This window comes from Burkholderia sp. LA-2-3-30-S1-D2 (genome assembly GCF_001523915.2).
GTDB classification, from domain to species: Bacteria; Pseudomonadota; Gammaproteobacteria; order Burkholderiales; family Burkholderiaceae; genus Burkholderia; species Burkholderia diffusa.
This window is the reverse complement of record NZ_CP013385.1, coordinates 314,836-332,926: the sequence shown is the minus strand read 5'-3', so window position 1 is coordinate 332,926 and position 18,091 is coordinate 314,836. Positions and strand designations below refer to the sequence as shown.

The following is an 18,091-nucleotide window of genomic DNA, read 5'->3' as shown; positions in this document are numbered from 1 at the left end:
GTGCGCCCGCGCATGCTTCAGCGCGCCGCAGGCGTCGCGATCGCTTCCGCCAGCCTGCGCGCTGCCTGTTCGGCAAATGCCGCCAGAATCGGGCTGGCATCGCCATGCAACGTTTCGCGCGGCGTCACGCGACATTCGGCGAGCGGCGACTTGCGTGCCAGCGTCCGCATTTGCGTTAGTGCGGAGTCCGCACCACGTTGCGCGAAGCTGCAAAAGAATGCGACACGCGGGAGGCGCCGCTGATTCGCGACGAGATACGCCCGCACCGGCGACGATACGCAGCCTGCCCAGACCGGGGAACCGATCACCACGAGATCGTACGCGGACGGGTCGCGCTTCGCCGCGACGATCTCCGCCGGCTTCTGGTTGATTGCCTCGACGAGCGAACGCAGATAGCCGAACGGGCCCGTGCGATCGCGCGTCACGACGATTTCCTCGACGTCGGCGTCGAGCATCTCGGCCAACGCGGACGCGGCCCGGCGGGTCGTGCCGGTGCGCGAATAGAATACGACGAGAACCTTGCCGGCATACATGACGACCTCCCTCATGCACGCTTGTCGGGTGGCGCGTGCGTCCGTTGAATCCATTCGCCATGACGCGCGGGCGATCTGCAGAAAATCGATCCCGTGTGGGCGGATTGCACGCGACGGTGCAACCACTGGCGCAATGGCGCCGTGGCCGATATCCCGGTTATCGGCTCTGCATGCATGGCGAATGCAGGATCGCCTTTCATCGACCGTCCGAATGTCGGTGTTTCACGGCATGATCGAGCGATCGAGAAGAAACGGAAAGCATGTGCACCGACATCCGCCGGCATGCGTCGGCGGATGCCCGCAACCTGTTTCAGCCTGCCTTGACCTCGATCTTCTTCTCGGCCTTGTGCGTTCGGCGTCTTCGGCAGCGTGACCGTCAGAATGCCTGTCTGGAACGATGCCTCGATCTTGTTTCTGTCATTCTCGATTGGTGATGACCGCGGCAATTGACCGAGATCAACGCTCAGGATCGAGAGACCGAAGGCGCTTGGGCGAGCACATGCGGTGCGAAACGCATTGCGCTCGTTGACCCAGGTCAATCGGCACGACGCGCCGGCAGGTGGAATAGCGGTATCGGCCGCCGGTCCCGAGACGCGTCGTGCCCGGCTTCGTCGCAGAGGAGGTGTATCGTGCCCGCAAAATCGCTCGTCTTTCACCAAGATGCTCGCCAACGGCTGCTCAAAGGCGTCAACGCGATTGCCGAGGCAGTCAAGATCACGCTCGGCCCGGGCGGCCGCAACGTGATCGTCGAGCGGACCGGCGCCGCACCGCTGGTTGCGAACTCGGGCGTCGTCGTCGCCGGCGCTGTCGACCTGCCCGACCCGTTCGAGGAAATGGGCGCCCAGTTGTTGCGCGAAGTGGCGACCCGCACGAGCGAAGTCGCCGGCGACGGCACGACCACTGCCACCACCCTGGCACAGGCAATCGTTGCCGAAGGCATCAAGTGCGTCACTGCCGGGCACGATCCGATGGCGCTCAAGCGCGCGATCGAAGCGGCCGGCCGCGACGTGGTCGCCGAACTGCACCGCTTGTCGAAACCGTGCGCGAGCGCTGACGAGATGCGCCAGATCGCGACGATTTCCGCCAGCGGCGACAGCACGATCGGCGCGCTCGTCGCACAGGCCGTCGAGCGTGTGGGCAGGGACGGCGCGATCAGCATCGAAGACGGCACGAAGCTCGACGACGAGCTCGAGACGGTGGACGGCTCGCTGATCGATCGCGGCTATCTGTCGCCGCTGTTCGTCGATTCGGACAATCATCGCGTCGTCCTTGACGAGCCGCGCATCCTGCTCTGCGACATGAACATCAGCGCGATCGCACAACTGCTGCCGGTACTCGAGGCGCTCAGCAGCACCGGCAAGCCGCTTCTCGTCGTCGCGAACGAAGTGGAAGGCGAAGCGCTGGCGACCCTTGTCGTCAACCATCTGCGCGGCACGCTGAAATCGTGCGCGATCCGCTCGCCCGGATTCGGCGAGGCACGTACCGAGCAGCTTGCCGACCTCGCCGCGCTGACTGGCGCGACGGTCATTTCCGCTCAGGCTGGCCGGACACTCGAGCGCACGACGCTGGACGATCTCGGTGCCGCGCGGCGCGTCGAGATCACGCGCGAGACGACGACCGTCATCGCCGGGCGAGGCGAACGCCAGCACATCGACGAGCGCGTCCAGGCGCTGCGTACACGCATCGCGGCGACACCGGCCGGATACGAGCGCGACGCGCTGACACGCCGGCTGACGAAACTCGCGGGCGGCGTCGCGGTGATTCGCGTCGGCGCCGCGACGGAAACCGCGCTGCGCGAGCGCAAGAATCGCTTCGAGGATGCGTTGCATGCGACGCGCGCCGCGATGGAGGAAGGCATTGTGCCGGGCGGTGGCGTCGCACTGCTGCGTGCACGGCGCGCGCTCGTAGGCAATCGCACATACCTGACGGATGTGCAGCGCACCGGCGCGCGGATCGTGCACGACGCGCTGGCGTCCCCGCTGCGTCAGATTGCCGAAAATTCCGGAGCGGACGCACAGGCCGTCGTACACGCGGTCGATGTCGCAACCGGAGCGTTCGGCTATGACGCGGCGACGGCGACATATGGGGACATGATTGCTGCCGGAATCGTCGACCCCGTCAAGGTCGCGCGTTCGGCGCTACAGAACGCGATCTCGGTCGCGTCGCTGCTGCTCACGACCGATTGCATGATCGCGCATCGCCCACGCACGGCCGCGTCACCGGGCGCCGCGCAATCGGGAAACTGGGGCGCCGAGCTCGGCTGAGCCATTCGCGTGCCGCCGGTGGATCTCGTACGTAATACGCGGAATTCAAGTCGGCAGCGGAGCCGCAGGCGCCACCGCTGCCGCAGGGCTGTCGATTCCACCCTGGATGCCGGTGACAGGAAACATCGAGCCGGGCGTCGATTCAATCCACATATTGCGTCAGTGATACTGAATAATGATTCAGGTATCCGTCAGGTCATCCAATCGTCAGATGATCAACAACTTCGCGCACACCCTTGACTGACCATGCCGCACCGCGCGCGGCGCGCTTTTCCGCCATCGAATCGACCGTGCCGGTCAGCGTGACGATACCGTTCGCCACCTCGATGGAGATCGCCGCGCCTTTTCGCTGTGCACGGCGAGCCAACGCATCGGCAATCTCGGCGCAGATGTCCTGCGCGGTATGGGCGGCGCGCACTTGAATGCGGTTCGCGACGCCGACGACGCCGGCCATCCGGCTCACCAGCGCCTCTGCCGCTTGACGCTGAAAACCCCACTCCACCTCGCCGTCGAGCGTCACGCGGCCATGGTCGACCTCGACACGGATCGGCTGGTCCTGCAACGCTTCCTGCCAGTCGAGCGCGGACATGATCCTGGCTTCCAGTTCCGCGTCCGAGCGACTGGATGGCGGCGCGGCGATTTCGAGTTCCAGCAGCAGCACACGCACGCCGCCGACGCGCTGGACCGCCTTCTGCGCCGCGAACTTCTGCGCCCAGCTCGAGACCATGCCCAGCAGCGTCACGGCACCGTCGCGCACCGTGACCTCGATCTGGCGCACGTCGACAGCCGGATCCCGGGACAGTTCCTGTTCGACATCGTGTTTGAGTTTCGCGTCGGACTTCATGTCGGTCTCCTGTCGGATTGCAGGTTCGGCGGATCGGTTTCGCGTCGATGGCACGATCGGAATTGCGCTCTTCCAGCCGATCACGGGGCGCTCATATCGCCGATCGGTCGACCGATGCCGGTCGTAACCGCGTCAGGCTCGCATTCACAATGAAGGGGTGCCGTACGCACGCCGTTGATGTTGGTCAAACCTTGTCGTCCGCGTTACGCCCTGGCCTGAACACTCTGTCGATGAAATCGTCGCGTTTCCGCGGGCCGACGCGGTCTATGAAAGTCGCCGTTGATGCGTGTCAAGCGGCGGTCGCCCCGGAAGCCTAGGCTGAAAACGTGGACGACATCGTCCTGACGTACGCGCTCAGGTTGGGAGGCAACCATGCAGACCGGACATCATTTCCTACCCGAGTTTCGGCATGCGACCTTGCCGACCTATTTCGTTTCCTACGTGTTTCCCCTGCTGCTGGCCGGATATGAGGTGTATCGGATCGGTTATTGGGTGAGCCGGCATGGCTGGCATTTTGCGCAACTGCCGCAGGCCGGCTACGAGTTCACGCTGATGCTGTTCGTATTTGCACTGCAGGTGATTCTCGACGGGTTGTTCTTCATTACGGCATGGTCAGGCAAGCATCCGGACGTCGGGCATCGGCTCGCGAACATGACGCTCGGTGTTGTGTGCTCGGCAGTGGTCATCGCGTTCGATGTTGCTCTTCAGATCGCCACGTTCTGAATCGTAATCTCTGGACCGCCGGCACGACGAGGCAAGACCGGCATTCATCAACCATCAACGGATCAAGCAATGAAGCCACCTTACGAACTGGTATTTCAAGGCATGCCGCGCTCGGACGCGCTCGAGGCGGAAGCCGCCCGCCATGTGTCCAAACTCGATCGATTCCGGCAGGACATCTCGCATTGCAGGGTCAATGTCGTGCTGGACGAGAAGCGCGATCATCAGGGGAAACCGTTCAATATCCGGATCGAAATCACGATTCCCGGACATCAACTGGTATCCAGCAAAGAACACGACGAGGACGTCTACGTCGCGCTGCGCAATGCCTTCAGCAACGTCACGAGAATGCTCGAAGACACGGGACGCAAGCAGCGAGGCCGCGGCAAACGGCACGATGAACATCCGGCCGGTCCTGCCACGCAATCCGAGGCGCACGAATAGCGTGCAGTTGCGCGAGCGTGCGCCCGTGGACAGCCGCGCGACGCGCACGCCGATCGGTTTCTGCCACGATGGTGCGCAGACGCTCCACCGCGAGTCCGACCGAAACGAGCGCCCGTTCCGGCATTCTGCCGCCCATTCTCCGCACGTCGCGCCATGGCATGCGTCGCGCATGCCATGCACGTCCGCCGCCTGTTTGCCATCCGTTCAGTACAGCAGAAATGCTGCTCTCTCAGGCGCGAACGCCGCATCCTGCGCGACAACCACGCGCTCGATCTCGTCGAGCGACCGCCCCGCCTCCAGCATGTCCGCCACCTCGCGCGAACCGACCGATGCACGGATCGCATCGATCCGGAACCGCGCTGGATAACGCCGGTGCAGCGCCAGTGCGAGCGCCAGACCGATCTCGCCCGGCCGCGCCGCGCCGGGCGGCCGTTCGATGCGCACCCCTTCGCATACCTTGCCGCGATACGGCCCCTCCGCAGGCACGAAGCGGACCGCCGAGAACGTGGCGTCCAGCCTCATCGCGCGAAGATCGCCCGCGAGGATGCGCCCGTCGATCCACGGCGCGCCGACCACGCCGAACGGTGTCTCGGTGCCGCGCCCGACACTGACCGCCGCTCCCTCGATGAGCCCCGTCTCCGGGTACAGCGACATCGCGGCGCCATCGCGCAGGTTCGGCGATGGAGGCACCCAGCCGAGCCCGGTATCGCCGAAGCGCATCGCGCGCACGTAATTCGCCATCGGCACCACGGTCAGCGCCGCACCGATATGCAGGCGGTCATTGAACAGCCGCGCCAGTTCGCCGAGCGTCATGCCGGGCTGGAGCGGCAACGGGTAATAGCCGGTGAACGTGGCCGGCCCGGCATCGGCGACGGGGCCGCCGACCACATCGCCGCCCAGCGGGTCCGGGCGGTCGAGCACGAGCACCGGGCGATGCGCGGCGGCGGCGGCCTCGAGCGCGTAACCGAGGGTGGCCAGGTACGTGAAAAAGCGTACGCCTGCGTCCTGCAGGTCGAGCACCAGCACGTCGGCATCGGCGAGCAGTGCGGGCGCGATCCTGCGGCGATCGCCGTAGAGACTGTGAACGACCACACCGGTCGCGGCGTCGACCGTGTCGCCGAAAGTCTCGTCGACGTCGGTGCCGAGCCCGTGCTCGGGCGCGAACAGAGCGACGAGTCGCGCGCCCGGTGCCTGCGCGAGCAGGTCGACCGTGCGCCGGCCGAACCGGTCGAAGCCGCTGTGGTTCGTGACGAGCGCAATGCGCTTGCCTGCGACGGCCGCGAAGCCGCTCGCCGCGAGCACGTCGATGCCGGCCAGAACCGGCCCGCGCGATGCCGGCAACCGGGCGACCTGCGCGAGCGCCGCCGCCATCGCGGGCACGCGCGTCGCGATCCACGACGACGTCACGGGCGCGGCCTCGCTCGATACGATGCCGAGCACGAGCGAGCGCAATGGCATCGCCGTGCCGGTTTCGTCGGGATACAGCCGGCTCGTGAGCACGATCGCGAAGCGGCGCGTCACGGGATCGATCCACAGCGCCGTGCCCGTGTAGCCGAGGTGTCGCAGCGCGCCGACCGGCGGCAGCCGGTAACGGTTCGCGACGAGCGGCGGCCCGACCGCCCAGCCGGGCGTGTGCAGGTCGCCTTCCGCGTCGAGCGTGGCCGGCGTTTCGAGCGCGGCCACGCTGCGTCGCGTCAGCACGCGCACCGGGCCGAGCGAACCGCCGTTCAGCAACATGCGCGCGAAGCGTGCCAGATCGTCCGCACTCGCGAACAGGCCCGCATTGCCGGCAACGCCACCCATCGCGGCCGCGACGGGATCGTGGACACTTCCCCGGAGCAGGCGGCCATCGCGAACGATGGTGGGCGCCACGCGCGCGAACAGCGGCGCCGGTGGCCGGAACGCGGTGCTCGCCATCCCGAGCGGCGCGAACACATGCGCGGCGCACCACGCGTCGAGCGGCCAATGTGACACACGCTCGACGATCTCGCCAAGCACCACGTAGTTGACGTCGCTGTAGCGCACCTGTGTGCCGGCCGGCGTGCCGGGTGTCATCGCGACGATGTCGGCCAGCACGGCGGCGCGGCTGCGCAGCGCCCGGGACGACACGCCGGCCGGCAGCCCCGACACATGCGCGAGCAACTGGCGGATCGTGATGCCGGCCTTGTCGTGCGCGCCGAACGCGGGCCAGTAGCGCGCGGCCGGCGCGTCGAGGCGCAGCATGCCGCGCTCCGCGAGCTGCATGATCGCGACCGCCGTCGCCACCGGCTTGGTCAGCGACGCAAGATCGAAGACGGTATCGGCCGTCATCGCCTCGACGTGCTCGCCCGTCACGCGCAGGCCGCGCGCGACGCGCACCCGCACGCCGTCCGCGTCGCCCGTCACGACCACCGCGCCGGCAAGATGGCCATCGGCGATCTCGGCGGCGATCGCCTCGTCGATCGCGGCGGTCTGCTGCCGAGCCGCGGCCGTGTCGGATTCCGCGTGCGCACCGGCTGATGCAAGCATGAACAGCAGCGCGCCGGTCAGCGCGGCAGCACTGCGGGATCGTAGCGATCGAGCCTGTTCCACTGCATCCATTCCTTCGTGCCGAGCGCATCGGCTGAGTCGAGCTGCGTGCGGAGGCCCACCACGTCGATGACGCGAGCGCCGCGCATGGCCGTCGCGCGGCGCCTGAGCGAACGCGGGGCTAGCGGGCCGGTTGCTCCTGCGATCCGGAACATTCGGCACACAGACGTATCGCGCCGTGCCGTTCGGGGTCGTGCCAGTAAAAGCGCACATCGACGGCGCCGCGCGCCGGTACGACGACGTGCCGGACTTCCTGAACGGCCCTGTCGTGCGCGGACACGGTATATCGCCCCGGCGGCACGCGCGCGAACAGGAACGGGCCCATCGTGTGTGCGTCGAGAATCGTCGACTTGCCGGACGACAGCGTGACATCGACATCGGAAAGATAATGGCCCCTCTTCGATGCGAACGTGATCCGCAGGTTGTAGCGAGGCGCGACATCGCGAAATGCAGTGACCTCGTCCTGACCGATTCCGCCGGTGATATAAGCGACACCGTTGCGCACGATCGGCTCGGTCGACGTTTGAGCCATCACGTTCGCACCGATGTTCAGCAGACAGGCTGCCAGCAGCATCTTCACAGTTCCGGTCCACATCTTCACTCTCCTGATTGAGCACGCATGGCTGCGATGCCGCCCGTCCGGTCGCGGAACAGGATGCGTGCGGTGACGTCGCGCATTTGTGTCGACGACGATGTCAGCGTCGCGCGGAACGTCGATTTCCCGTTGACTCAAGTCAAGTGCGCGCCTGTCGAAGCCGAACGAGGTCGGCCGGGTTCCGGCGAAACAGTCATCGCGCCTCATCTGCCCGTGCGGCACGCCTGAAAACAAGGGGAGCGGGATACCGACGGCGCAATCGTCCGTGACGGCTGTCAGCCGATATTGCATGCCCCGTCGGAAATTTCCGACACGGCGGCCCGATGTCGGACAGCAAGTTCAGGCCACGCTGATTGTCCCGTGCGGCTTCACTGTCAATACTGGAGACGTGACAGGACGCAACGTGTTTCGCGGCCGGCGCGTGACGCTTCCGCCCCGCCGCCGCAGGACCGAGGAGCTCGCGATGATCGATTCGACCGCAGCGCACGCCGAGGACGCCACGCTGGATGGCGAACCGCCGGTCGGTGCCCACCTCGTGACCCGCCGCCCCGGCTATCTCCATCACGGGATCTACATCGGCGACGGCAATGTGATTCACTACGCGGGATGGTCGCGCCATGCGAGCGTCGGACCGGTCGAGGTCGTCACCCTGGACGGTTTCCGTGCCGGCTTCGGGTTCGCGGTCATTCGCCACGCGCGCACGCTGTACGACGGAACGGAAGCCGCGCGCCGCGCGGCCTCGCGCCTTGGCGAATGCCAATACCGGCTGCTCACGAACAACTGCGAGCATTTCTGCCTGTGGTGCCTGTTCGGTGTGGGGAGAAGCGAGCAGGTCGCGTCGTGTCTGCGCAACCCGGCGCACGGCATCGCGGTCGCCGTCATGCTGATGGCGTGCGTTCTGGCCGCGCGATTGCATCCGGCGATGGCCGGGCGCGAATGCCCGGCACGGTATTCGGCCTAGTATCGACGGCAGGGTCGTCGCTCAGTCATTCGTCGACTCGACCATCACCCCCGCGGCCACGAAAGACGGCACGCGCACGCCCCCACCGTTTCGCCTGCGCGATCGCAATGCGGATCGCGCTGCCCTCGGTGCGCCCCTGCCGCAGCAGCGCGTTGGCAATCTCGATCGCCTTGCCGCGAACCGCCGGCGGCAGATTCCGCATCGAGGGCGGATAACGCTCGTCATTCCACGGCATGATCGATTCGACTCCTGCACGTTCGCGCCCGTCCGCACCTGCCGCTCAGCGCGGCAACGCGGCAGGATCGTAGCGATTGCGCGGATTCCACAGCATCCAGCCATCCGTGCCAGCCGCATCGGCCGCATCGACCTGTGCGCGGATCTCGTCGGCATCGTACGGCCGGCGATCGAACGCATAGTCGCGAAACGCCTGGAGCCACGGCCGAAACCGGACACCGTCCAGTCCGGTCCGGCGCTTCGCCTCGGCCAGCGACCGTGCGACGATCTCGCCGGAATGTTCGGTGGGCTTCCGGCAGCCGGGCAAGCCCCACGTAAAGCCCGATGGATAGAGCATCGGCGACACATAGTCGACGACCGGTCCGAGCGCATCGAGCCGCTGCCCGATCGAGGTGTCGTCGCTGTTCCAGCAGACGTACCCGAAAATGTCCGCCGACACGTAGAGGTTGTACGGACGCAGCCGTTCCCGCGCACCGATCAGGAATCCGGTGATCGCCGCGACCCGGTTGGCCTCGGTATTGGGCTCGGCGAACCGGAGGCCGTTGGCGTCGGGAAAACGCAGGTAGTCGAACTGGATTTCGTCGAAACCCATGCGGGCGGCCTCTTCCGCGACGTCGTAGTTGTGTTGCCAGGCCGCGCGCGACGTCGGGTCGATCCAGCGCTGATGCTCGCGGTCCTGCCAGATCTCGCCGGCCGCATCGCGCACGGCCCACTCGGGATGAGCGCGAGCCAGCGGGTCGTCCTTGAACACGACGATGCGGGCAATCAGGTAGAGACCGCGCGCGTGGAACGTCCGCAGCAGATCCGGCAGATCGGGCGGACGAACGATGGCACCGGCGACATTGCTCGCGGCACCGGATATCTCACGCGCCAGGCTGCGATATGGCGTCACGCCGCTGTCGCCCTTCACGTCGATGACGAGCGCGTTGATCGCCGTCTTGTCCTGAAGGGACAGCGCCGCCTCGCGCAGCGTGCGGTCCGCGACGCCGTAAGCGGACAGATAGACGGCTTTCGGACGCATCGGGGTCATGCGGATCGTTTGTGCGCCCACGGCAGGTGCCAGTGTGACTTCGGTTCGCGCGTAGCCCGGCGCACGCACGCTCAGGCGTGTAACCGCCGCGTCGATCTCCAGTGAAAACGCGCCATCTCGATCCGCGGTACGGTTCGCGCCCGACGCATGGCCGATCGCGCCGGCCAGCGGGTGCCCGTTCGTCGCATCGACGACGGTGATCGTGACGGGCGCCGCGTGGGCGGCGAATCCGGCGAGCGACACGAGCAGACAGGCGATCAGGCGTTCAATCATGACTTCCCCCGGCGGTCCTCAGCAATCCGTTCATGCATCGTGTGTCGCAGGCGTCCGTCATCAGATAGCGTGGCAGCGCCATTGCCGGGTCGGTGACGCGCACGGGGCGCGCATCGAGCGTGAATGCCGCGATGTAGCCCTGGCGAGCGGCCAACTGGTCGGTCTGCGCATCATGGACGCCGAACGGCCAGGCCAGCATCCGGATCGGCTGGCCGGTTTCGGACTCGAGCCGTTCGCGCGACCGGCTCAACTGGAACGACACGAAGCGCAAATAGTCGTCTGGCGTGAGTCGGGCGCGTTCGGTGCGGAAATTCGGATGCCAGTACGTGTGGGACTCGATGTCGAACCCGCCGGACTGCCCGAGCATGCGCAACTGGTCCCATGTCATCGCATAGCTGGCGTTGGAAATGGCCGAGGGATAGATGAACAGCGTGACCGGCACGGGATGTGCAGCCAGCAATGGGCGCAGCACGTCGTAGACGGAGCGATGGCCGTCGTCGACGGTGATCGCGACCGCTCGCGCCGGCACGGCATCGGCCAGGCCGCCGTGCCAGCGCACGACGTCGGCGAGCGGCACGATGCGGTAGCCGTTCGCCTCGATCGCCTGCAGCTGGTGGCGGAACGTTTCGGTGCGGACCGTCATCGAATCCAGTCGCGCGGTGGCGAACCGGTGGTAGACCAGGATCAGCACACGCTGAGATGGCGAATCGACGGTCGCGACGTCGGCGGACGAAACCGGCGGCACGCACGACAACAGGAGCAGGCAGGCGAGCAGGCGAAAGGCCATGGAAGATCTCGTGGAATGGCTGCCCCAATTTTCGCGATCGCGGCGCGAAAGCCGCTGAGCCAGATCAACGATTGATCGTACGGGGACGCGATCGTGCGCGCGTCAGGCCGCCTGATCGTCAGCTTGCCTGCGCAACCAGTTCGGCATGAATCCGTTCGACGTCGTCGCGCGTGCACAGCGCCGTGCCCGGGTGCTCGACCGACGCAGCCGATGCCGCCAGCGCGTAGCGGCACGCTTCGTCGAACGGCACGCCGCGCGCCAGCGCCCAGACCATGCCGCCGACGAAACTGTCGCCGGCGCCGACCGTGCTGCGCACCGCAGCCGGCCTGCCGGGCAGGCGCAGCGCGCCGTCGCGGGTGACGACCCATGCGCCGCGCGCACCGAGCGTCAACGCGACGATGTCGGCTTGCCCGCGCGCCACGAGTTCGCTCGCCTTCCGGCATGCCGACGTGTCGTCGAGCGGTTCGCCGGCCAGCGCGCTCAGTTCGCCGAGACTGGGCTTCACGAGATGAACACCGGCCTCGAGGGCCGCTTGCAGCGCCCGGCCCGCCGCATCGACCACGACCCGGCTGCCCCTTGCCCGGGCCGTCCGCGCGAGCGTCGCATACAGGTCGTCGGGCGCGCCGGGCGGCAGGCTGCCGCTCAGCACGAGATAGCGCGGCGCCGGTTGCATGGCGTCGATGCGGGCTGCGCAGTCGCGCCACTCGGCCTCGGTGACCAACGGCCCCGGCATCAGGAACCGGTATTCGCGCCCGGTCGCGGTCTCGGTCACGCAGACGTTCTCGCGCGTCTCGCCGGCGATCCTGATGCGCACGGCCGGCAGGCGCTCGGCTTCCAGCAGCAGCGTCAATACGTCGCCGGTCGGCCCGCCTGCCAGGTACAGCGCGACGCAGTCGCCCCCGAGGCGGTGAATGGTTCGGGCGACGTTGATCCCGCCGCCGCCGGGGTCACGCCGTGGCCGTGCGCAGCGCAGCTTGTGCGTATCGACGATGTGCTCGACGGACGTCGCGACATCGACGGCTGGATTCAAGGTAACGGTAACGATATCGGTCATGTGCGTGGTTCGCAGTCGATGGCTGGCGCGGCGATTCGTGGCAACCGCCGCGTGCCGGCCGTGCCTCCACCTTACGTTCGACGCCGGTGACGGCGTTGACCGCCGTCAAGCGATGTCGCGAAGGGACACGGTTGCGCTCGATCAACGACACGTTCGGGCAGGCTCCTACAGTGAGTCATTCATCGTCGCCGAGCCCCGTCATGGACGACCAGCCGCTTTGCACCACCGTGTTCGCCGAACGCTACGCGCAGCCCGGCGAGACGTCTCGCGCGGCCGTTTTCCATCGCGTCGCCCGTGCACTGTCGCTCGCCGAGCCGGCCGAGCTCCGTGCACAGGTGGAGCGCGCGTTTTTCGTGAACCTGCAGCGTGGCGCGATCGGCGCGGGCCGCATCCTCGCGAATGCCGGCGCGCATACCGGCGGCACGATGATCAATTGCTTCGTCCATCCGCTCGCGATTCCGGCCGACACGCCCGTTCATGCCCTCGACGCAGCGCTCGCGCATGCACTCGACGACGCACGGGTCACGCTGGCGATGGGCGGCGGCATTGGCTACGACTTCTCGCCGGTGCCGCCCGCCGATGCGTACGAACGGCGCCTGTCATCCGGGCGCGGCGCATGCGCGGCGATTGACCGCTTCGATACGATGTGCCGGGCGCTGCCGTTTTCCGGCCCGCGCCGGGGCGCACAAATGGGTGTGCTGCGCTGCGACCATCCGGACCTCGTCGCATTCGTCGCGGCCAAGCGCGGGCGCTCGCGCTGGCCGACGTTCAACCTGTCGGTCGGCGTCACGGACGCATTCATGCAGGCGGTCCGGCACGACCTGCCATGGGCGCTCGTCCATCACGCACCGCCAGGCTACGTATCCGGCACACCGCCCCGGCGGCCGGACGGACGTTACCTTTACGCGACGGTTCAGGCCCGCACGCTCTGGCACGAGATCGTCAACGCCGCGCGCGACAGCGCCGAACCCGGGCTGCTGTTCCTCGACACGATCCGCGACGCGAATCCGCTGCGCGAGCACGAGCGGATCGACGCGACGAACCCGTGCGGCGAACAGCCGCTGCCGTCGTACGGCAGCTGTGTGCTCGGGCCGATCGACCTGTCGCGGTTCGTTCTACATCCGTTCGGTGTCGACAGGAAGCCGCGCTTCGACTTCGCGACACTCGCCGACGCGGTGCGCATCCAGGTCCGCATGCTCGACAACGTGCTCGACCTGACCGCATGGCCGCTCGCCGCGCACGAGCACGAGGCGCGGCGGACACGGCGCATCGGGGTCGGCGTGACCGGGCTGGCCGACGCGCTGACGATGCTGCGGCTGCGCTACGACAGCGTGGAGGCACGCACGCTCGCACGCGGGATCGTGCTGACGATGCGCGAGCATGCGTTTGCCGCATCGGCCGCGCTTGCAGCCGAGCGCGGCGTGTTTCCGGCCTACGACCCGGCCGCCTATCTGACCGGCCCCGCATATCGCACGCTGTTGCCGCTGAAGGTGCATCACGCGATCGCGCGGCACGGGCTGCGCAACAGCCATCTGCTGTCGTTCGCGCCGGCCGGCAGCGTGAGCCTCGCGTTCTGCGACAACTGTTCGAACGGGATCGAGCCGGCCGTCGGCTGGACGCAGCGTCGCATGGTCCGCACCGCCGACGGGCAGGTCCGGTCGTTTCGTGCGGAGAATCACGCTTACCGGCTGTTCCGCGAGCTGCATGGCGAGAGCGTCAAGCTGCCGGGCTATTTCGTCACGGCCGCGGAAATCGCGCCGGAGGATCATGTCGCGATGCTCGCGGCGCTGCAGCCGTGTGTCGACGCCGGCATCTCGAAGACCGTGACGATGCCCGGCCAGTGCTCGCTCGCGGAGGTCGACGCGTTGTTCTTCCAGGCGTGGCGCGACGGGCTCAAGGGCATCACGGTTTTCCGGCCCGATCCGCGGCTCGCGTCGGTCGTGACCGATGACGCGGCGCACGCGCGGCGCGACGGCCCTGTCTGCATCGGTTGTTGAACGATAACGATAGCCGATGGCAGGCGCCGGGCGCGATCGCGGCGGTCGTTCCTTCAGGCGGAGACGCCCGTGGTCGTTTCCGAGTCGGTTTCCGCCGGCCGGGGTGTGTCGCCGGCATCGTCCGCCGGCGCGATGAGCGCCACCAGCATGTCGTGATCGATCGATTCGTGCTGCAGCAAGCTGCGCGCGATCCGTTCGAGCGCATCGCGGTGCTCGGCGAGCGTTGTCGTGACCCGCGCATGCGCATCCTCGAGCAGCGCGCGCACCTCTTCGTCGATCAGTTGCGCCGTGTGCTCGCTGCAGCGACCGTCGCCCGGCGTCCACACGCCCGGCGCCCCGCCCTGGCGTGCGCCATCGTCGAGCGTCGCGAGGCCGACCTTCTCGCTCATTCCGTACTGCATCACCATGTGACGCGCCAGCGCGGTCGCCCGTTCGAGATCGTTCTGCGCGCCGGTCGACACGTCGCCGAATACGATTTCCTCGGCCACGCGTCCGCCGAGCAATACGTCGAGCCGGTCGAGCAATTCGCTCCTGCGCAGCACGTAGCGATCCTCGGTCGGTACCTGCTGTGTGTAACCTAGCGCCGCGATTCCGCGCGGGATGATCGACACCTTCTTCACGGGATCGCAGTGCGTGCGGCTTTGCGCGACGAGCGCATGCCCCGATTCGTGGTACGCGATGGTCCGCTTTTCCTGTTCGTTCATCACGCGGCTCTTGCGCTCCATGCCGGTCATCGCGCGATCGATGGCTTCGTCGAAATCGGCCATCCCGATCGCGGGCTTGCCGAGTTCCGCCGCATGCAACGCGGCTTCGTTGACGACGTTCGCGAGATCGGCGCCGACGAAGCCCGGCGTGCGCTGCGCCAGCTCGGCCAGGTCGACTTCCGGCGCGAGCTTCACGTGCTTCGTATGCACGGCCAGGATCTGCTTGCGCCCGGTCAGGTCCGGCCGGTCGATCGCGATGTGACGGTCGAAACGCCCGGGGCGCAGCAGCGCGGGATCCAGGATCTCCGGCCGGTTGGTCGCGGCCATGATGATGACACCCGAATTGGCCTGAAAGCCGTCCATCTCGACGAGCAACTGGTTCAGCGTCTGCTCGCGCTCGTCGTTGCCCGACATCAGGCCGACACCGCGCGCCTTGCCGAGCGCATCGAGCTCGTCGATGAACACGATGCACGGCGCGCTCTGCTGGGCCTGCTCGAAGAGATCGCGCACGCGCGCCGCGCCGACGCCGACGAACATCTCGACGAACGCCGAGCCGCTGATCGTGAAGAACGGCACCGCGGCCTCGCCGGCGACCGCACGGGCCAGCAGCGTCTTGCCGGTACCGGGCGCACCGACGATCAGCACGCCCTTCGGGATCTTGCCGCCGAGCCGCTGGTAGCGTTCGGGGTTGCGCAGGAACGCGACAATCTGCTGCAACTCGGCCTTCGCCTCGTCGATGCCCGCGATATCGTCGAACGTGATGCCGGTTTCCTTCTGCACGTACACGCGGGCGCGGCTTTTGCCCATGCCGTTCAGGTCCCTCATCCCGCCCGGCCTTCGCATCATGAAATTCCAGATCAGGACGAAGGCGATCAACGGGAGGATCCATGACGCGAGCGTCCCGATCCAGCCCGTATCCGCCGCGCCGCGGTAGCGAATCCCGGCAGTCGTCAGCGCGGCGACCAGGCCTTCGTCGCTCACCCGGTTCGTCGTGAAGCGCCACGGCGGGCCGGCTTCCTTCACATCGGCCGCGTCGGACGCGGGCAGCGCGGCGCCGGCCTCCGGCATGCGCAGCGTACCGGAGATCGACGATTGGCCGATCTCGAGATCGTCGACGAGCCGTGCGTCCACCAGGTGGTGAAAATCGCTGTAGGAAATCGACGTCGCCGCCGGCTGGCGCGCCAGCAGTTGAACCGCGACCAGCACGGCGAACGCGATCGGGATCAGCAGCCCGGAGTAGTCGAATGCTTTTTTCATGGGATCGAACCTGACCGGTGGACTACCACACGCTCACGCGTCGTCGCGCTTCCAGTGCGCTCGCAGCACGTCCTCGCCGTCGCGATAGTTGATCTTGAGATCGCCGTGGTGCGCATGCAGCAACGCTTCGCCGAGGCGCCGGACCATATGCACGCCCGTCGTTCGAACGATGAGCGAATCGGCGGATTTCTCGATGTCCATGATGCGTTCGAGCGCGTGCTCGCTCGTCTCCAGATCGGCCTGACGCTCCAGCAACTCGAGAATCGTCGACCGGTGCGTGCGCAGATACTCGCCTTTCAACACCAGCTCGCCCGCTGGCACGTTTTCCCGCATGCGCTTGCAGGCCGGGCATTCGAGCTGGCGCCGGTCGAGCGTGGTCGCGGACCAGGTCCAGCGGCCCGCCTCGCAGACCGCGCCGCAGCCTTCGCAGATGTGGTCGCCTGTCGGCCGCTTCGGATCACGGTAACTGTCCTTCGTATGCGGCTGCATGCGCTTGTCGCGGCGCAGATGGTTTCGGCCGGGGCCGGTATGCGAACGGTTCATCGCTGTTTCTCCTGGTAGTAGACAGCACGTGCAAGCGGGTCAGGAAACGGTCAGCCGGTCGACGACCTGCCGGACCCCCTTCACCGACCCGGCCGCGCCGCATGCGGCGCGCTTTTCGGCCAGCGACGCGACCGTGCCCGTCAGCGTGACGATGCCGTCGGTTGCGTCGATCGAAATTCCCGCGGTTTCGCGCTGCGCACGACGCGCAAGCGCCTCGGCGATCCGGACGCCGACGTCCGGCACCGTATGGTCGGCGCGCACCCGGATGCGGTTCGCCACGCCGACGACGCCGATCATCCGGCTCACCATCGCTTCCGCCGCCCGGCTCTGATACGCGTGATCGACTTCGCCGTCGAGCGTCACGCAGCCGTGATCGACCTCGACGCCGATCTTGTGATCGCGCAGCGCATCCTGCCATCCGAGCGCGAACGTGATCGCGATCGCCAGTTCCTGGTCCGCGCAGGCGTTCTCCGGCGGGTCGACATTCAGCTCGAGCACCAGCGCACGCGCATCGGCGATGTGCAGTGCCGCTTTCTGCGCCTCGAGCTTCTGGGCCCAGCTGTCGACCGTGCCGCGCAACGTCACGATCCGGTCGCGGACCTCGACGTCGATCCGGCGCGCATCGATCGCCGGATTCCAGAACAACGCCTGCTCGACATCCTGCTTGAGTACTGCATCGGACTTCATGTCGGTCTCCCGTCGGCCCGTGCCGGCCGCAAAGCTCGCGAGCGAATGCGTGCGACACCGTGTTCAGCATCGCGCACGGCCGCGCCGGCGGCTTGACGAGGATCAATCAAAGGCGGGCTGGCGGCAGAGTCTGGCGGGCAGGCGATGGCCGGTTTGCCCGTTGACGCAGATCAACCGCGCGACGAGGCGCGACGCGATCATGAATCCGCCGGCGTCGCGAAAACCGCAGCAACACGGACGTTTCGCATTCGTATGACCGTCGACGTCCATCGCTTTCCGGGAGACCGTCATGATCCACAAGCAGTACCGCATCATGCTCGCGACGCTCAGCGTGTTCATCGCGATTGCGTCGCTGGTCGGCATCGTTCACGGGATGCTGTTCGACGAGGAGGTGTTCAGGTACTCGATCGTCACGCTGATCTCCAGCATCCTCGCGTTCGTCGTGCTGCTCAATCTCAGGCCGGGCGACCGCCCGTGACGGGCACCGCGTGGTTCGGTCCGGCACGCCATCACGAAACCGGCCGAGGCACGCGGCGACCCGCCCGTCAAGCGAGGGGCCGCTCGAAACGCATTCCCGCCCGAGTGATACAGATCAA

General features: G+C 67.2%; 20 protein-coding genes. 7 read left to right on the top strand and 13 right to left on the bottom strand.

Annotation, left to right across the window (positions count from 1 at the left end; all coding sequences use genetic code 11):
• Positions 1-17 precede the first annotated feature (17 nt).
• Positions 18-548, bottom strand: coding sequence for a flavodoxin family protein (locus WS66_RS30515; protein ID WP_236873009.1), 531 nt, complete (start codon positions 546-548; stop codon positions 18-20).
• 245 nt (positions 549-793) lie between these two features.
• Between WS66_RS30515 and WS66_RS33910 the strand changes: the two genes are divergently transcribed.
• Both WS66_RS33910 and groL read left to right on the top strand, forming a co-directional pair.
• Complete coding sequence (locus WS66_RS33910) at positions 794-967, top strand: hypothetical protein (protein WP_159086606.1); 174 nt, start codon at positions 794-796, stop codon at positions 965-967.
• A gap of 195 nt (positions 968-1,162) precedes the next feature.
• Positions 1,163-2,797 carry a chaperonin GroEL gene (gene groL / locus WS66_RS30510; RefSeq protein WP_059602773.1) on the top strand — a complete coding sequence of 545 codons (1,635 nt, stop codon included), beginning with the start codon at positions 1,163-1,165 and terminating at the stop codon, positions 2,795-2,797.
• A gap of 196 nt (positions 2,798-2,993) precedes the next feature.
• Here groL and WS66_RS30505 read toward each other — a convergent pair whose 3' ends face one another.
• Positions 2,994-3,641 (bottom strand): BON domain-containing protein, encoded by a 648-nt coding sequence (locus WS66_RS30505; protein ID WP_059602915.1) that lies wholly within the window; start codon positions 3,639-3,641, stop codon positions 2,994-2,996.
• A 372-nt stretch (positions 3,642-4,013) separates the two neighbouring features.
• Here WS66_RS30505 and WS66_RS30500 point away from each other — a divergent pair, with 372 nt between their 5' ends.
• Positions 4,014-4,364 carry a hypothetical protein gene (locus WS66_RS30500; RefSeq protein WP_059602770.1) on the top strand — a complete coding sequence of 117 codons (351 nt, stop codon included), beginning with the start codon at positions 4,014-4,016 and terminating at the stop codon, positions 4,362-4,364.
• 69 nt (positions 4,365-4,433) lie between these two features.
• Complete coding sequence (locus tag WS66_RS30495) at positions 4,434-4,805, top strand: HPF/RaiA family ribosome-associated protein (RefSeq protein ID WP_059602767.1); 372 nt, start codon at positions 4,434-4,436, stop codon at positions 4,803-4,805.
• A gap of 204 nt (positions 4,806-5,009) precedes the next feature.
• Here the strand turns inward: WS66_RS30495 and WS66_RS30490 are convergent, their stop codons facing one another.
• From WS66_RS30490 to WS66_RS30485, 3 genes are read right to left on the bottom strand one after another with little or no spacing between them, the layout of a single operon-like run.
• Positions 5,010-7,385, bottom strand: coding sequence for an exo-beta-N-acetylmuramidase NamZ domain-containing protein (locus tag WS66_RS30490; protein ID WP_442859308.1), 2,376 nt, complete (start codon positions 7,383-7,385; stop codon positions 5,010-5,012).
• Positions 7,331-7,462, bottom strand: a complete 132-nt coding sequence (locus WS66_RS34700; protein ID WP_257792091.1) for a hypothetical protein — start codon at positions 7,460-7,462, stop codon at positions 7,331-7,333. Before WS66_RS34700 ends, WS66_RS30490 begins: the two co-directional genes overlap by 55 nt.
• 32 nt (positions 7,463-7,494) lie before the next feature.
• The gene (locus tag WS66_RS30485) at positions 7,495-7,968 is read right to left on the bottom strand and encodes a hypothetical protein (protein ID WP_059602762.1); all 474 of its coding nucleotides are present in this window, start codon (positions 7,966-7,968) and stop codon (positions 7,495-7,497) included.
• A 463-nt stretch (positions 7,969-8,431) separates the two neighbouring features.
• Between WS66_RS30485 and WS66_RS30480 the strand changes: the two genes are divergently transcribed.
• On the top strand, positions 8,432-8,929 hold the full coding sequence (locus WS66_RS30480) for a lecithin retinol acyltransferase family protein (RefSeq protein WP_059602913.1): 498 nt from the start codon (positions 8,432-8,434) through the stop codon (positions 8,927-8,929).
• A gap of 25 nt (positions 8,930-8,954) precedes the next feature.
• On the opposite strand, the gene WS66_RS30475 is transcribed toward WS66_RS30480, so the two are convergent.
• From WS66_RS30475 to WS66_RS30460, 4 genes are all read right to left on the bottom strand, one after another.
• The gene (locus tag WS66_RS30475) at positions 8,955-9,164 is read right to left on the bottom strand and encodes a hypothetical protein (protein ID WP_059602759.1); all 210 of its coding nucleotides are present in this window, start codon (positions 9,162-9,164) and stop codon (positions 8,955-8,957) included.
• Positions 9,165-9,209: 45 nt separating this feature from the next.
• Positions 9,210-10,466 (bottom strand): putative glycoside hydrolase, encoded by a 1,257-nt coding sequence (locus WS66_RS30470; RefSeq protein ID WP_059602756.1) that lies wholly within the window; start codon positions 10,464-10,466, stop codon positions 9,210-9,212.
• Positions 10,459-11,253 carry a polysaccharide deacetylase family protein gene (locus tag WS66_RS30465; protein ID WP_059602751.1) on the bottom strand — a complete coding sequence of 265 codons (795 nt, stop codon included), beginning with the start codon at positions 11,251-11,253 and terminating at the stop codon, positions 10,459-10,461. Before WS66_RS30465 ends, WS66_RS30470 begins: the two co-directional genes overlap by 8 nt.
• A gap of 118 nt (positions 11,254-11,371) precedes the next feature.
• The gene (locus tag WS66_RS30460; RefSeq protein WP_059602748.1) at positions 11,372-12,307 is read right to left on the bottom strand and encodes a 1-phosphofructokinase family hexose kinase; all 936 of its coding nucleotides are present in this window, start codon (positions 12,305-12,307) and stop codon (positions 11,372-11,374) included.
• Positions 12,308-12,507: 200 nt separating this feature from the next.
• Between WS66_RS30460 and WS66_RS30455 the strand changes: the two genes are divergently transcribed.
• Positions 12,508-14,304, top strand: coding sequence for an adenosylcobalamin-dependent ribonucleoside-diphosphate reductase (locus tag WS66_RS30455; protein WP_059602745.1), 1,797 nt, complete (start codon positions 12,508-12,510; stop codon positions 14,302-14,304).
• A gap of 53 nt (positions 14,305-14,357) precedes the next feature.
• Here the strand turns inward: WS66_RS30455 and ftsH are convergent, their stop codons facing one another.
• The 4 genes from ftsH to WS66_RS33905 all read right to left on the bottom strand — a co-directional run bounded on the left by ftsH (position 14,358) and on the right by WS66_RS33905 (position 17,765).
• On the bottom strand, positions 14,358-16,265 hold the full coding sequence (ftsH, locus tag WS66_RS30450; RefSeq protein WP_059602742.1) for an ATP-dependent zinc metalloprotease FtsH: 1,908 nt from the start codon (positions 16,263-16,265) through the stop codon (positions 14,358-14,360).
• A gap of 33 nt (positions 16,266-16,298) precedes the next feature.
• Positions 16,299-16,808 carry a BCAM0308 family protein gene (locus WS66_RS30445; protein ID WP_059602739.1) on the bottom strand — a complete coding sequence of 170 codons (510 nt, stop codon included), beginning with the start codon at positions 16,806-16,808 and terminating at the stop codon, positions 16,299-16,301.
• 39 nt (positions 16,809-16,847) lie between these two features.
• A complete protein-coding gene (locus WS66_RS30440; RefSeq protein WP_059602738.1) occupies positions 16,848-17,495 on the bottom strand; it encodes a BON domain-containing protein in 648 nt (215 codons plus the stop codon).
• Between the two features lie 102 nt (positions 17,496-17,597).
• Positions 17,598-17,765 carry a hypothetical protein gene (locus WS66_RS33905; RefSeq protein WP_159086605.1) on the bottom strand — a complete coding sequence of 56 codons (168 nt, stop codon included), beginning with the start codon at positions 17,763-17,765 and terminating at the stop codon, positions 17,598-17,600.
• 19 nt (positions 17,766-17,784) lie between these two features.
• Here WS66_RS33905 and WS66_RS30435 point away from each other — a divergent pair, with 19 nt between their 5' ends.
• Complete coding sequence (locus tag WS66_RS30435; protein WP_059602737.1) at positions 17,785-17,973, top strand: DUF2964 family protein; 189 nt, start codon at positions 17,785-17,787, stop codon at positions 17,971-17,973.
• The last annotated feature ends 118 nt before the right edge of the window (positions 17,974-18,091 follow it).

Bases quoted from the DNA above. Each gene is read 5' to 3' on its own strand.
- WS66_RS30455 (WP_059602745.1), top strand. From the start codon at position 12,508: ATGGACGACCAGCCGCTTTGCACCACCGTGTTCGCCGAACGCTACGCG.
- WS66_RS30490 (WP_442859308.1), bottom strand. From the start codon at position 7,385: ATGGATGCAGTGGAACAGGCTCGATCGCTACGATCCCGCAGTGCTGCC.
- WS66_RS30475 (WP_059602759.1), bottom strand. From the start codon at position 9,164: ATGCCGTGGAATGACGAGCGTTATCCGCCCTCGATGCGGAATCTGCCG.
- WS66_RS30485 (WP_059602762.1), bottom strand. From the start codon at position 7,968: ATGTGGACCGGAACTGTGAAGATGCTGCTGGCAGCCTGTCTGCTGAAC.
- WS66_RS30445 (WP_059602739.1), bottom strand. From the start codon at position 16,808: ATGAACCGTTCGCATACCGGCCCCGGCCGAAACCATCTGCGCCGCGAC.
- WS66_RS30465 (WP_059602751.1), bottom strand. From the start codon at position 11,253: ATGGCCTTTCGCCTGCTCGCCTGCCTGCTCCTGTTGTCGTGCGTGCCG.
- WS66_RS30500 (WP_059602770.1), top strand. From the start codon at position 4,014: ATGCAGACCGGACATCATTTCCTACCCGAGTTTCGGCATGCGACCTTG.
- WS66_RS30440 (WP_059602738.1), bottom strand. From the start codon at position 17,495: ATGAAGTCCGATGCAGTACTCAAGCAGGATGTCGAGCAGGCGTTGTTC.
- ftsH (WP_059602742.1), bottom strand. From the start codon at position 16,265: ATGAAAAAAGCATTCGACTACTCCGGGCTGCTGATCCCGATCGCGTTC.
- WS66_RS30435 (WP_059602737.1), top strand. From the start codon at position 17,785: ATGATCCACAAGCAGTACCGCATCATGCTCGCGACGCTCAGCGTGTTC.
- WS66_RS30470 (WP_059602756.1), bottom strand. From the start codon at position 10,466: ATGATTGAACGCCTGATCGCCTGTCTGCTCGTGTCGCTCGCCGGATTC.
- WS66_RS30515 (WP_236873009.1), bottom strand. From the start codon at position 548: ATGAGGGAGGTCGTCATGTATGCCGGCAAGGTTCTCGTCGTATTCTAT.
- WS66_RS33910 (WP_159086606.1), top strand. From the start codon at position 794: ATGTGCACCGACATCCGCCGGCATGCGTCGGCGGATGCCCGCAACCTG.
- WS66_RS30480 (WP_059602913.1), top strand. From the start codon at position 8,432: ATGATCGATTCGACCGCAGCGCACGCCGAGGACGCCACGCTGGATGGC.
- WS66_RS30460 (WP_059602748.1), bottom strand. From the start codon at position 12,307: ATGACCGATATCGTTACCGTTACCTTGAATCCAGCCGTCGATGTCGCG.
- WS66_RS30505 (WP_059602915.1), bottom strand. From the start codon at position 3,641: ATGAAGTCCGACGCGAAACTCAAACACGATGTCGAACAGGAACTGTCC.
- WS66_RS33905 (WP_159086605.1), bottom strand. From the start codon at position 17,765: ATGGACGTCGACGGTCATACGAATGCGAAACGTCCGTGTTGCTGCGGT.
- WS66_RS30495 (WP_059602767.1), top strand. From the start codon at position 4,434: ATGAAGCCACCTTACGAACTGGTATTTCAAGGCATGCCGCGCTCGGAC.
- WS66_RS34700 (WP_257792091.1), bottom strand. From the start codon at position 7,462: ATGCGCGGCGCTCGCGTCATCGACGTGGTGGGCCTCCGCACGCAGCTC.